Origin of the sequence: Lentzea sp. NBRC 105346 (assembly GCF_030269605.1) — a bacterium.
Classification (GTDB): Bacteria; Actinomycetota; Actinomycetes; order Mycobacteriales; family Pseudonocardiaceae; genus Lentzea.
Genome location: NZ_BSTQ01000012.1, coordinates 1 through 12,800 on the forward strand (window position 1 = coordinate 1; position 12,800 = coordinate 12,800).

General features: G+C 68.5%; 11 protein-coding genes. 4 read left to right on the plus strand and 7 right to left on the minus strand.

The annotated features are described in order from the left end of the window. Positions 1 to 319 precede the first annotated feature (319 nt). Positions 320 to 1,465 (minus strand): NAD(P)-dependent malic enzyme, encoded by a 1,146-nt coding sequence (locus tag QSK35_RS24365; RefSeq protein ID WP_285749791.1) that lies wholly within the window; start codon positions 1,463 to 1,465, stop codon positions 320 to 322. A gap of 88 nt (positions 1,466 to 1,553) precedes the next feature. Between QSK35_RS24365 and QSK35_RS24370 the strand changes: the two genes are divergently transcribed. After that, on the plus strand, positions 1,554 to 1,688 hold the full coding sequence (locus QSK35_RS24370; protein WP_285749792.1) for a hypothetical protein: 135 nt from the start codon (positions 1,554 to 1,556) through the stop codon (positions 1,686 to 1,688). 122 nt (positions 1,689 to 1,810) lie between these two features. Here QSK35_RS24370 and QSK35_RS24375 read toward each other — a convergent pair whose 3' ends face one another. Beyond that, the gene (locus tag QSK35_RS24375) at positions 1,811 to 1,996 is read right to left on the minus strand and encodes a hypothetical protein (protein WP_285749793.1); all 186 of its coding nucleotides are present in this window, start codon (positions 1,994 to 1,996) and stop codon (positions 1,811 to 1,813) included. Between the two features lie 65 nt (positions 1,997 to 2,061). Here QSK35_RS24375 and QSK35_RS24380 point away from each other — a divergent pair, with 65 nt between their 5' ends. Together QSK35_RS24380 and QSK35_RS24385 are read left to right on the plus strand one after the other, a co-directional pair. Beyond that, positions 2,062 to 4,308 (plus strand): helicase-associated domain-containing protein, encoded by a 2,247-nt coding sequence (locus tag QSK35_RS24380; protein ID WP_285749794.1) that lies wholly within the window; start codon positions 2,062 to 2,064, stop codon positions 4,306 to 4,308. Between the two features lie 118 nt (positions 4,309 to 4,426). Continuing rightward, complete coding sequence (locus QSK35_RS24385; RefSeq protein WP_285749795.1) at positions 4,427 to 5,296, plus strand: hypothetical protein; 870 nt, start codon at positions 4,427 to 4,429, stop codon at positions 5,294 to 5,296. Between the two features lie 114 nt (positions 5,297 to 5,410). Here QSK35_RS24385 and QSK35_RS24390 read toward each other — a convergent pair whose 3' ends face one another. Genes QSK35_RS24390 through QSK35_RS24405 form a run of 4 tightly spaced genes read right to left on the minus strand, consistent with a single transcriptional unit; the run spans position 5,411 to position 10,387 of the window. Next, positions 5,411 to 6,016, minus strand: a complete 606-nt coding sequence (locus QSK35_RS24390) for a GTP-binding protein (protein ID WP_030470877.1) — start codon at positions 6,014 to 6,016, stop codon at positions 5,411 to 5,413. After that, on the minus strand, positions 5,997 to 6,722 hold the full coding sequence (locus QSK35_RS24395) for a DUF742 domain-containing protein (RefSeq protein WP_285749796.1): 726 nt from the start codon (positions 6,720 to 6,722) through the stop codon (positions 5,997 to 5,999). Before QSK35_RS24395 ends, QSK35_RS24390 begins: the two co-directional genes overlap by 20 nt. A gap of 30 nt (positions 6,723 to 6,752) precedes the next feature. Next, a complete protein-coding gene (locus tag QSK35_RS24400; RefSeq protein ID WP_030470879.1) occupies positions 6,753 to 7,172 on the minus strand; it encodes a roadblock/LC7 domain-containing protein in 420 nt (139 codons plus the stop codon). Next, positions 7,169 to 10,387: a nitrate- and nitrite sensing domain-containing protein gene (locus tag QSK35_RS24405; RefSeq protein ID WP_285749797.1), complete on the minus strand. Its 3,219-nt coding sequence runs from the start codon at positions 10,385 to 10,387 to the stop codon at positions 7,169 to 7,171. Before QSK35_RS24405 ends, QSK35_RS24400 begins: the two co-directional genes overlap by 4 nt. A 484-nt stretch (positions 10,388 to 10,871) precedes the next feature. On the opposite strand from QSK35_RS24405, the gene QSK35_RS24410 reads away from it, so the two are divergent. After that, a complete protein-coding gene (locus tag QSK35_RS24410; protein ID WP_285749798.1) occupies positions 10,872 to 11,849 on the plus strand; it encodes an ABC transporter substrate-binding protein in 978 nt (325 codons plus the stop codon). Between the two features lie 79 nt (positions 11,850 to 11,928). On the opposite strand, the gene QSK35_RS24415 is transcribed toward QSK35_RS24410, so the two are convergent. Beyond that, on the minus strand, positions 11,929 to 12,711 hold the full coding sequence (locus QSK35_RS24415) for an LppU/SCO3897 family protein (RefSeq protein ID WP_285749799.1): 783 nt from the start codon (positions 12,709 to 12,711) through the stop codon (positions 11,929 to 11,931). Between the last annotated feature and the right edge of the window lie 89 nt (positions 12,712 to 12,800).

The following is a 12,800-nucleotide window of genomic DNA, read 5'->3' on the forward strand; positions in this document are numbered from 1 at the left end:
GCATCCGAGACCCCAGGTCAAGCACGCTTTTCGCTTGACCTGGGGTCTCGGATGTGGCTGCCTCAGGTGCGATGCGACGGGAGGGGCACACCACCCCAACGCAACCCACTACGAAACGACACCACGGAGGGGCCCCTCTTTGAGCTGAGCCGGGGGTTCTTAGGGGGCGGAGCCCCCAAGGCGCCGAAGGCGCGCTACGAAAGCCGCCGCGTCAACACAAACGCGCCCCACCACAAAAGCCGCCGCGTCAATCCAAACCGACCCCAGACACGACGACACGCCCGCACAGCGAGCGTGTCGTCAGACCGAAAAGACCGCGTCAGCCCTGCCCAGTAGCAGCCTTCCGCACAGCCTCAGCCACAGCCGGCGCCACGGAGGTATCGAACACCGAAGGCACGATGAAGGAAGCGTTGAGCCGCTCCCCATCCACCACATCAGCAATAGCGTTAGCAGCCGCGAGCAGCATCGAGTCAGTGATGGTCCGAGCGTGCCCGTCAAGCAACCCCCGGAACACCCCAGGAAACGCAAGCACGTTGTTGATCTGGTTGGGAAAGTCCGACCGACCGGTAGCCACAACAGCAGCGTGCTGCTGAGCCTCCATAGGATCGATCTCCGGATCCGGGTTGGCCAGAGCAAAAACAATGGCGTCAGAAGCCATAGTCGCCACCTGCTCCGCACCGAACAGGTTGGGCGCAGACACCCCGATGAACACATCGGACCCAACCAAAGCGTCATGCAGCCGACCGGAAACGTTGTCCCGGTTGGTAGCCGCAGCGATGGACTTCAGGTTCGAGTCCAGCCCTGGCCGATCCCGATGCACGATGCCATCAACGTCAACGGCAATCACGTCACCAGGGTTCTGCGACAACAAAAGCCGGATGATCGCCGACCCAGCAGCACCAACACCGCAAACGGTGATCTTGCAGTCCCCAATGGACTTCCCGACCACCCGCAAGGCGTTGCGCAACGCGGCAACCACCACGATGGCAGTGCCGTGCTGGTCATCGTGGAACACCGGAATGTCGAGCTTCTCCCGCAGCCGCGCCTCGATCTCGAAGCAGCGAGGCGCGGAGATGTCCTCGAGGTTGATCCCGCCGTAGACGGGGGCGATCAGCTCGACCGCCCGGATGATCTCCTCGGTGTCCTGGGTGTCCAGGCAGACCGGCCAGGCGTCGACACCGGCGAACTTCTTGAACAGCGCGGCCTTGCCCTCCATCACGGGGAGCGCGGCGGCAGGACCCAGGTTCCCCAGCCCCAGCACGGCGGAACCGTCCGTCACGACGGCCACGGTGTTGCGCTTGATCGTCAGGCGGCGGGCGTCGTCGGGGTTGTCGTAGATCGCCTGGCAGACGCGGGCGACGCCTGGCGTGTACGCGCGGGAGAGGTCGTCACGGTTGCGGAGCGGGACCTTCGACGAGATCTCGATCTTGCCGCCGAGGTGGACCAGGAACGTCCGGTCGGACACCTTGCGGACCACGATGCCCGGCAGCAGCTGCAGGGTGTCGGTGATGTCCTTGGCGTGGTTGGCCGAAAGGGCGTTGCAGGTGAGGTCGATGACGACTCTGTCCGCGTGCGACTCGACAACGTCGAACGCCGTGATCACGCCTCCTGCGCGGCCGACCGCGCTGGTCAGGTCGCCTGCGGCGCTCGCCGACGGCGGCGCCTCCAGGCGCACCGTGATCGAATAACCAGGGCCGGGGACCGGCATCGATTCCTCCCACGCAGTAATAGCTCACGCGGGAATCGAGCCTAGCCCCGGCCCCTATGCGGAACTCACTCGACTCGGCGAGTCTTAAGGCCGCCCTGACAGTTACTTGTTGATCTCGGTCTCGGGGTGGACGTAACCGAGGTCCTCCGCGGGCAGGGGGAAGGTCACCATGCCGAACGGCGACATCGCGCCCTGGTTGTGGCTGGCGAGCTCACTCACCGGGTAGCCACCGTCGGGGCCTTCCGGCCAGCTGGGGTCGACCCGCTCCGGGCGTGCGGCCTTGGCCACGATTCCTCCTCGGTCATGCCATGTGTCGGGACAAGTGTGCCTGATGGCCATATAACGTGGTGAAGATGTCCGGCATCACACTCGCCGACTGGCTGCGCGCACAGGACGACGCCACGCTCGTGGCGTTGCTGCGCGTGCGCCCGGACCTTGCGACGCCCCCACCTGCGGACATGGCCGTGCTGGCCACACGCATCGGTACACGGGCCTCGATCGCTCGGGCCTGCGAGGACCTCGACACCTTCACGCTGACCGTGCTCGAAGCCCTGGTCGTGCTCGACGCCGACACGAGGCCCGTGTCGTTCAACACACTCGTCGAGCTGCTGAACCTCAAGCCCAAGCCGGTCAGGCAGGCCCTCACCAAGCTGCGCGAACGCGCGCTGGTGTGGGGTGAGGACGCACTGCTGTCCGTGCCGCCGGTGACCCGCGAGGCGTTCGGGACGTTCCCCGGCGGCTTCGGCCGCTCGACCGGGCAGCTCGTCGATCTCACCGGCGTCACCGACGCCGAGCAACGGGTGCTCGCGAAGCTCGCTGCCGGACCGCCGATCGGCGAGACCCGTGATGCGGCGCGGATGGTGTCGCTGGAGAACGCCGAGACGCCGATCCAGCGACTGCTCGCCCGCGGCCTGCTGATCCGCCGCGACCACTCGACCGTCGAGCTGCCACGTGAGGTGGCGCTGGTCGTGCGCGGCGACAGTCCGATGGGGACGATCCAGGTCAGCGAGCCGAAGCTGCGCACCCGCGAGCTGTCACCGTCCGATGTGGACGCGACGGGCGGCGGCGAGGCGCTGGAGCTGGTGCGGCACGTCACCAACCTCCTCGCGAGCTGGTCCGTGGAGCCGCCGCCGGTGCTCAAGCAGGGCGGGTTGGGCGTGCGGGACCTGCGCAAGGTCGCGAAGGACCTGGACGTCGACGAACGACGGGCCGCGCTGCTCGTGGAGCTGGTCGTCGGCGCCGACCTCGCGGGCAACAGCGAGGCGAGCGAGCCGGAGTGGATCCCGACCACCAAGGCCGACGTCTGGCTCGCGGCCAACGCCGAGAACCAGTGGGCCTCGCTCGCGCACGCCTGGCTCGAGCTGCCGCGGCTGCCCGCGCTCATCGGGCAGCGCGACGAGAAGGAGCGCCTGATCAACCCGCTGGCCGACGAGGTGCGCCGCGCGCAGGCGCCCCGCGACCGGCGCTGGGTGCTGGAGGCCGTCGCGGCCCTCGAACCCGGTACGTCGATCCCGGACCCGGCGGGCCTGGCGGCCGTGCTCGGGTGGCGCGCGCCGCGGCGCGGCGGACGGCAGCGCGACGAGCTCGTCCGCTGGACGTTCGACGAGGCGACCGCGGTGGCGCTGATCGCCCACGGCGCGATCACCACGGCCGGCCGGATCATGCTGGACGAGGGCCCGGCCGTCGCGGCCAAGCAGCTCGCCGAATCGCTGCCCGCGCCGATCGACCACGTGCTGGTGCAGGCCGACCTGACGATCATCGCGCCCGGCCGCCTCGAGCCCGACCTCGCCGACGACATCGCCCGCGTCGCGGACGTCGAGTCCGCCGGCAGCGCGACCGTCTACCGCATCTCCGAGGGCTCGGTCCGGCGCGCCCTCGACTCCGGCCGCACTGCCGCTGAGCTGCACGAACTGTTCAAGACGAGGTCACGCACGCCGATCCCGCAGGCGTTGACGTACCTGATCGACGACACCGCTCGGCGCCATGGCAGACTGCGCGGCGGCGCGGCGGGGTCGTTCCTCCGCTGCGACGACCCGGTGCTGGTCAGCGAGGTGCTCGCGCACCCGTCGGCACACGAGCTGGAGCTGCGGCGGATCGCGCCGACGGTGCTCGTGAGCCCGTTGTCGCTGGCCGACGTGCTGGAGGGACTGCGGTCGGCGGGCTTCGCGCCCGCGGCCGAAGGACCGGACGGAAGGGTGCTCGACCTGCGTCCCGGCGGACGCCGGATCACGCCGCGCGCCCGCACCGCCCGGCGACCCGCGTTGCCCTCCGTGCCCGCCGACGAACAGTTGGGTGAACTCGTTCGGCTGGTCCGCGCCGGTGATCGCGCGGCTGCGACACCACGGGGTGAACGCGTCTCGGTGCCCGGCCACCTCGGCTCGGGGCCGTCGGCCACCCTGTCGTTGCTCGTCCAGGCGGCCCGTGCGCAACGCAGCGTGCTCGTCGGTTTCGTCGACTCACACGGCACCGCCGCGCAGCGCGTCATCCAGCCCCACATCGTGGGCGGCGGAGTACTCGAGGGCTACGACCACAGCTACGGCGAGGTACGCAGATTCCCTCTTCATCGCATCACATCCGCCGCATTGGTGGATGAGGATTAACTGATCGTCATCACCCTGGTGATACGGATATCCACCCGTGCGTGATCGCTTCGCGACCTAGCGTCGATTGCCATGAACGTCCCCCGACGTTCGCGATCGACGAAGGAGGAGCAGCGCAATGGCCATCATCCGGTGGGCGCGTAGAGCCGCCCTCACCGCAACGGCATTGGCGTTCGCCTTGCCGTTCACGACCGGAACAGCACAGGCCGATCCGATCATCCAAGTCCTCGGTGACAACAACGTCGGTGCGAACGTCGCGGTCAGCGGCAACCTGGACTCCGTTCCGGTGGCCGCAGGTGTCAGCGCCGGCATCGGCGACCACGCCGCATCGGGCATCAACGGCGGTGCCGCGTTCGCGATGGAGGTCGCCTGCCACGCCGCCGCGCTCGCGGACATGTGGACCGGCGGATCCATGGACATGGACACCGTCGTCGATGCGGACGTCGCGGTCGAGGAGCCCGCGATCGCCGCCGACGTGGATGTCGCGGTGGACACGCCCGAAGCGACGGCAGACGTCGACGCGGACGTGGAGGCGGACGCCTCCATCGAGGCGGATGCGTCGATCGGAGCGGACCTCGACGTCGACCTCGACGCCTCGCTGGACCTCGGTTCGCTGCTCGACATCAACCTCGGCGCCAGCGCCGACGCCGACGCAAGCCTCGGTGCCAGCGTTGACGTCAACGGCAACCTGGATGCGGACGTCGACGCCGATGTCGACGCGAGCATCAACGGTGTCGACGCGAATGTCGACGCGGACGTGGACGCCAGCATCAACGGCGTGAACGCGAACGTGGACGCGAGCATCGACGGTGTCGACGCGAGCGTGAACCTCGACGGTCCGACCGTGAGCGCGGACGCGGACGTCAGCGCGGACGGCGCTCTCGACATCGACGCCGACGTGGATCTCGACGCGGACGCGAACGTGGACCTGGGCTCCGGCGACGTGAGCGCCGAGGCCTACATCGGCGCAAGCCTCACCATCGGCTGATCAACCCGACCACCCACGGCGAAGGGATATCACCCTGGACGATCCCAACTGAATCTGGCGTAACGAAAGCGCGCACCCCGTGACAGGGGTGCGCGTTTTCGAGTTTCAGGTGGGTCAGCCCGCGCGGACGGACATCCACTGGCGCATCGCGTGCTCCACCAGCGTGATGAGCGTCTGCTTCGTGGACTGCCGGTTGCGCGCGTCGCACGTGACGATCGGCACCGACTCGTCGATGGTGAGCGCCTCGCGGACGTCCTCCAGACGGTGGTGCAGCAATCCGTCGAAGCAGTTGACGCCCACGACGTACGGCAGCTGCCGGTCGTCGAAGAAGTCGATCGACGCGAACGCGTCCGCGAGCCTGCGGGTGTCGACCAGCACGATGGCGCCGATGGCACCTCGCACCAGGTCGTCCCACATGAACCAGAAGCGGTGCTGACCCGGTGTGCCGAACAGGTACAGGATCAGGTCGCTGTCGAGCGACACACGACCGAAGTCCATCGCGACCGTCGTGGTGACCTTGTTGGGCGTTGCGGAGAGGTCGTCCACCCCCGCGCTGGCCTCGGTCATCACCGCCTCGGTGGTCAACGGGACGATCTCGGACACCGAGCCGACGAACGTCGTCTTGCCCACACCGAAGCCACCCGCCACCACGATCTTGGCGGAGGTCGTCGGCTTCCGTGCGCCCTCGGCGCCCTGGGGACTAGAGCCTGCGAAGCCCACTGAGCACCCTCTCCAGGAATTCAATGGAAGGCCGGTCCCCCACGACCAGACCGCCCTGGTGAATCAAAACCAAACCCATGCTTGCCATGTCGCCGATCAAGACCCGCACGACGCCCAGTGGCAAGCGTAGGAGAGCCGCGACTTCGGCCACCGACCGAGTGTCCACACATAGCCCGCAAATGGACCTGTGCTCGGGCAGCACGGCGGCATCCCGCTCCAGCCCGCGCTCGCTGGTGGACACCAGCGCCTCGATGGCCAGGTCGTAGTCCGGCCGCGTCCGGCCACCCGTGCGGGTGTAGGGACGGACCAGCGAACCCGAGTCCGCCGCCGAGCTCTCCTCCTGCCGAACCACCGGTTGCGGACCGGTCGTGTACGGCAGCTGTTCGGGCACCACTTCGGGGACCTCGTGCTGACCGAAGAGGTCAGCTCCGGGGCCACCGAACAGCCCGCTGCCGTACCCGTCGATGTCGAACCGGTTCGGCACGTCGTCGTAGGGATACGACGACGAGTCATCCACCTCACGCTGAGACATATCGCCTAGCCCTTGCCCTGTAATCCGCTCATCGTGGGGTGCGTCCTCGGCTTCCTCGAGTTCGTCGGGGCGTTCGGCGTCCGGCTCGTCGAATTGGAACCCGCCGGCCGCCCACTCCTGGTAGTTGAAGTTCCTACCGAAGCCACGGCCCTTGGCGCCAGGTCTTCCAGCCATTTCCTCTCACCCCTGCACGGTCAGTGAGGCCTAGCGGCGGACGACACCCTGGAGCTGCGCGCGCAGTTCCGGGGTGAGTTGTTGTCCGACTCTTTCGACCAACAAGGTCATCTCGTACGCCACGAGCCCGATGTCGCAGTTCGGGGCGGCCAGCACGGCGAGACACGAACCATCGCTGATCGACATCAGGAACAGGTAGCCCCGCTCCATCTCGACGACAGTCTGGTTGACCCCGCCTGCCTCGAAGCAGCGGGCCGCGCCTTGTGTGAGGCTGACCAGTCCGGAAGCAACGGCGGAGAGCTGCTCTGCACGGTCCCTGGGCAGACCCTGGGAACCGGCGAGCAACAGCCCGTCCGCCGACACCACGACGCTGTGTGCCACACCTGGCACACGGCGCACGAAGTCGGTGATAAGCCAACCAAAGCTGCCTGGCTGCGCTGCGGTCGTCACTCCTGCTCCTCGTTCTGCCGGCTCGACTGGTCACCAGCGTATGCGTCAATCAGTGCGTGCCGGCCTCTCCGGACACCGTTCTGCAAGCTCGACATGCGCCCACGCACCGCGTCAGCGGAGCGCGGCGGCAACGGCGGCCGCTGGGCCTGCTGCGGAGCCACCGTCGGCTTCGGCGCAGCAGAACCAGGCACGAGCTGTGCCTTCGGTGTCCGTTTCGGCAATCCCGCCGCCGTCTTCGTCTCAGGAGCCTTGTTCAACAGCTCCCGAGCCGCCTGCCAGCCCTCGTCGGCAGGCGATTGCCACGCCGACTCGGAAGTAGTTTGCGCCACCGGGGCTTCTGCTGTCGCATCGGCCACCGTTTCCGGGGCGACGGACTCCGTCTGCACGGCGGACTCCAGCTCGGCAGGTTGCGGGGTCTCCTCCGGCTGGGTCTCGACCGGCTTGCGCGGCTTGCGCACCGGTAGACCTGCGGAGGAAGTCGTCGGAGCAACGCTCGGCTCCGGCTTGGCGGGCCGGGTCGGAAGCGCCGGCTCCTCGGTCTTCGGGGTGGGCGCGACGCCGTTGGACGGCTCCGGACGCGCCGTCTCAACTGGGGCCGCGGGGGTCTCCGCCGGGGCGGGCGGGACGGCCTGAGCGGTGGACGCCGATGTCTCACTGCCAACGGCCTGGAACCACTGCGACAGCACCGCCTCGTAGATCGGCAGGCGCTCGGTCGGCGCGTCCAAGTCGTGCTCGACTTCCTTGCGGGAGGCTTGCGACGTGCCGTTGCGGGCGGCGAGCTCCTGGTCCACGGGCGCGCGCACCACACCGGTGTCCGAGTGATCCTCTTCCGGTTCGGCGACCGGCGGAATCGGCACGAACTGGGTCGTCTCGTAGCCGGGCTCGAAGGCCAGGTCGCCTTCGTCCTCCTGACGGTCCTCGTAGGCCGTGAAGAGAGTGGGCTCCCCGAAGGAGCCCTCGGGCTCCAGCGCGTCGAGCTGATCCTGCCGCCACTGCTGCGACGGCGAGGACACCTCCATGGGGGTCTCGGCGCCGAACGCGGGCACCGAGGTGGCCGTGCTCCCGCTGTCGCTCTGCACGAAGCTCACCGGGAGGTCCGGGCTGGACTGCAGGTTCGGGCTGGACTCCTCGATGCGCGGCATGGTGCCGGTGAAGGCGCCCGCGATGCCGGACGCGCGCTGCGCGGTCGCGGCGGAGAAGTCCTGCGTCGGCTCGGCCGGAGCCAGGTACGGCGAGGGGGCCGCACCGGGCGCGGCGATGAGGGTCTCGGGGACGATGACGAGCGCGGTCGTGCCGCCCTCGATGTCCTCGTTGCCCCGCAGCCGCACCTTGATGTCGTGCCGCTTCGCCAGCCGCGCGACCACGTACAGGCCCATGCGGCGGGAAACCGCCACGTCCACGTCCGGCGGATCCGCCAGGCGCTCGTTGGCGTCGATGATCTCCTGGTCGCCCATGCCGACGCCGCGGTCCTGGATCTCGATCGCCAGCTCGCCCTTGCGGGTGCGGGCCGTGCGGACCGTGACCTTGGTGACCGGGTCGGAGAAGGCGGTCGCGTTGTCCAGCAGCTCGGCGACCAGGTGCACGAGGTCGTTGACCGCGCGGCCCTGGACCGTGAGCTCGGGCGTCTGACCGACCTGCACACGGGCGTACTGCTCGACCTCGGACACCGCGGCGCCGAGGACCTCGGCGGCCGGGACGGGCCGCGTGAGGCGCCGCGAGAGGTCCGTGCCGGAGAGGACCAGCAGGTTCTCGGAGTTGCGCCGCATGCGGGTCGCGAGGTGGTCGAGCTCGAACAGGCTCGCGAGCTGGTCCGGGTCCTGCTCGTCCTGCTCCAGCCGGTCGATCAGGTTGAGCTGGCGTTCGACCAGCGCCTGCGAGCGGCGGGAGAGGTTGACGAACATCGCGTTGACGTTGTCCCGCAGGAGGGCCTGCTGGGCCGCCAGCCGGACCGCCTCGCCGTGCACCGCGTCGAACGCGCGGGCCACCTGGCCGACCTCTTCGCGGGTGTGCACCGGCACCGGTTCGACGGCGCTCTTCGCGGCGTCCTCCGGGTTCGGGTCCGCGAGGATCCGCTCGACCGCGTCCGGCAGACCGTGGTCCGCGACGTCCAGGGCGGTGCGGCGCAGCGTGCGCAGCGGGCCGAGGATCGAGCGGGCGACGAACAGCGCCATCAGCAGGGCGAGAGCCAGCGCCACGAGGACGATGATCGACTCGCGCACCGCGGTGTTGCGGGCTTCGCCGGCCAGCTGGTCGGTGCGGGCCTGCAGCTGCTCGAGCAGCAGGTTCTCCACGTCACGGGTCAGGTTGACGGTCAGGGTGGAGGCGATGTCCCACTTCTCGGGCGTGAGGCCCTGGAACTCGCCGCCCGCCGCCTGGCGGTTGATCGCCGACTCCTGCATGTCGTTCGCGGTGTCGACGATGAGGCCGGTGACGGTGTCGTCGTAGATCTTGGCCTGGTCGGCGGTCGCGGACTTGCGGAAGTCGTTGCGCGCGGCCTCGAGCTCGGCGTCCGCGGCGAGCAGCGCCCGCTGCTGACCGGGAGTGAACGCCCCGCGCTGGAAGACGTCGAGCAGGATGCCCCGCTTGAGCGACTCCTGCTCCTTGATCCGGGCGATCGCGTTGGTCGACAGGTGCAGTCGCACGAGCGTCGGGTCGTTGATCTCGGAAATCGTCTGCTCACCCAGGTTGAGCAGCGAGTCGATGGACTCCGAGTACGTCCGCATGACGGCTTCGGAGGGGTACTGCGTCTCGCGGACCGCGTTGCGCAGGCTGTTCAGGCGGCTGAGCTGGTCGGCCGCGAGGCGGAACCGCTCGACGGCCGCCGGACGCAGGTCGCCGCTGAGCTCGGTGATCCTCTTGTTGAACGCCTCGGTGGTGTCGTTCACCCGGCGCAGCTGGCGCTCGAGGACGACCCGGTCGACCTTCTTGCCGGAAGCCACGTGGCTGACGCTCAGGTCGCGTTCGCGCTGCAGCTGCTGCACGAGGTCCGCGACGGCGGTCTCCAGGCGGATCTGGTTCGCGAGCTGGTTGAAGTCGGTCGCGTTCCCCAGTTCGGCGCGCACCCGCAGGCCACCGAGCGCGAGCGCGGCCACGGTCGGGATCAGCAGAACGGCGAACAGTTTGGTCCGCAAGCGCCAGTTACGCAGCCGCCACCCCGCGGCTCGTGCCGACGACTGCTGAGGGTCCGTCTTCGACGTCACAGTTGTGTCGGTCACTTGTTCGTCACCCAGCGCAGCCAGTCCGTCACCCGATTCGGGCCTTTCGGAGCGTGGTGACTTCCCCACGCCAAACTGGCTGGGACCTCTCTCGCGTCGGGCCACTCTGGGCTTCCTCTTCCGGCAGCAGTGTCCCGGTCTCTCCCCTGGACCGAGCATGGACTCGTAAAACGGGCCGAATTGCAGCACAGAGGCGGTAGCACCGGTGAGGCACCCCACCCCCGAGCAGAGGCACGATGGTCCGCATCGACCTGTGCCACCCGGCGGGGAGCGTAATGGGCTCCCCCTCCTTGGGGGAAGTCTCCAGAAGCACTCACCGTATCGAGACGGGGTGTCCTTTCATACGTTCAGGTGGTTAACATCCCCGGTCGTCGGCATGCCTCATGCCCGTCCGAAGTCCCTGTTGGGACGCTGGAGAGTATGGCTTGTGGCGACACTCACTGATCAACTCGACACTACTCGAGGCCAACCGGCGAGAGGTGCCATGGCTACCCGAGCCCATGCTCTGCGACTCACCGCAGTGCTCATCACGTGTGCCCTGACCGCGGGCTGCGGACTGTTCGGCGGTTCGTCGGGCAACGAGACCCCCGACGTCGAAAAGACCAGCTTGCGCATCGGCGTACTGCCGGTGGTCGACGTGGCACCGCTGCGGATCGCGCTCACCGAGAAGCTTTTCGAGAAGGCGGGCCTCTCGGTCACGCTCGTCCCGCAGACGAGCGAGTCGGAGAGCATCAAGCAGCTCGACACCCAGCTCGACATCACGTGGGCCACGCACGTCGCGCTGTTCCGCGCGGTCGCGGAGGGCACCGAGCTGCAGCTGCAGGGCGAGGCCTACCAGGCCGGCCAGAACTCGATGGCCCTCGTGGCGTCGGCCACGTCGGACTACAACGATCCGGCCAAGAAGGCCGCGCCGACGATCGCGGTGAACAGCGACACCGACATCGGCGCCCTGACCACGCGCGCCGTGCTCGACACCGCGGGCGTGGAGAAGCAGAAGATCAAGTTCAAGCCGATGCCGTTCGGCGAGATGGAGGGCGCGCTGACGTCCGGCCAGGTCGACGCGGCGTTCATGATCGAGCCCTTCATCACGAAGGCGCAGCGCAAGATCGGCGCGAAGATCGTGACGGACACGGCCCGCGGCCCGACACTGGACTTCCCGATGTCCGGCTACGCGTCGTCCAAGAAGTTCGCCGACGCGAACCCGAAGACGATGAAGGTGTTCCGTGACGTGCTGCGCAAGGCCCAGCAGGCCGCGGCCAACAACAAGCTCGGCGTGCAGGACTCCCTGACCAGCTACGCGGACGTCGACCAGCCGACCGCGGCGCTCGTCTCCGTCGGCACGTTCCCGCTGGGCCTGAACCCGATCCGATTGCAGCGGGTCGCCGACATGATGGACACCGAGGACGTCCTCACCGGCCGCCTGGACGTGCAGCAACTGCTGCCACCAGGAACGACCAGCTAGCTGCTCCCCTTCAAACCGTTAAGGCCACCTTGGCTGCGCTGAACGCAGTGAAGGTGGCCTTAACGGCATTTCGGGTGGGTCAGGGTTTCGCCAGGCAGAGCGTCGTCGCCGGCTCCGAGTACGTGCTGTACTCCTCGCCGTCCGCGCAGGCGTCCTTGTCGACCGTCGACACGACCTTGGTGACCTTGTAGGTCGCCGACGAGGAGCAGGTGACCTTCGTGGTCTTGCCGGCCACGATGGAGCCCTCCTCCTTGAAGCAGTCGCCTTCCTTGGCGTTCAGCATCAGGCAGAGCTTGTACCCGTTCGACCGCCGCCCGCTGCTGCGGAACTCGGCGTAGTCACCGGTGGGGCACTTGTCCGTGCTGGAGTCCAGGTTCTTCGCGACCTTGAACGCCGCCTCGGACGAGTTGCAGTCGATCTTCTCGACGTCCGCGTCGTTGATCTTCGCGGAGTTGACCTTGATGCAGTCACCGGCCTTGGCCGAACCGGGGCCGGTGCCCCACTGGGTGATGCCGAAGATGATCAGACCGACCACCACGACCAGCCCGAGGCCGCAGCCGAGCAGACGGCCGGGACCGGCCTTCTTGGGCGGCGGGGCCGGCATCGGCGCGCCACCGAATCCGGGCGGACCCATCGGCGGCTGACCAGGCTGACCAGGCATGGGCTGACCAGGCATGGGCTGACCGGGCATGAGCTGGCCGGGCATGGGCTGGCCGGGCATGCCCTGCGGGGGCGTGCCGTACGGAGGCGGCGGCGGCTGCTGGCCCCACTGCGGAGGCTGCTGGCCGGGCGGCGGCGGGAAGCCTCCGGGTGGAGGCGGCCCGTACGGCCCTGGCTGCTGCGGGTAGTTCGGGGGCGTCACCTAAAGGTTTCCTCTCGCGTCGCGCGGGCGCGCAGAACCTAGCTCGTCCCGAGTCCGGCCGCTCGCCGCTTGCTGAAAAAGAAACCGGA

Bases quoted from the DNA above. Each gene is read 5' to 3' on its own strand.
- QSK35_RS24370 (WP_285749792.1), top strand. From the start codon at position 1,554: ATGACGACTCTGTCCGCGTGCGACTCGACAACGTCGAACGCCGTGATC.
- QSK35_RS24395 (WP_285749796.1), bottom strand. From the start codon at position 6,722: ATGGCTGGAAGACCTGGCGCCAAGGGCCGTGGCTTCGGTAGGAACTTC.
- QSK35_RS24380 (WP_285749794.1), top strand. From the start codon at position 2,062: ATGTCCGGCATCACACTCGCCGACTGGCTGCGCGCACAGGACGACGCC.
- QSK35_RS24410 (WP_285749798.1), top strand. From the start codon at position 10,872: ATGGCTACCCGAGCCCATGCTCTGCGACTCACCGCAGTGCTCATCACG.
- QSK35_RS24385 (WP_285749795.1), top strand. From the start codon at position 4,427: ATGGCCATCATCCGGTGGGCGCGTAGAGCCGCCCTCACCGCAACGGCA.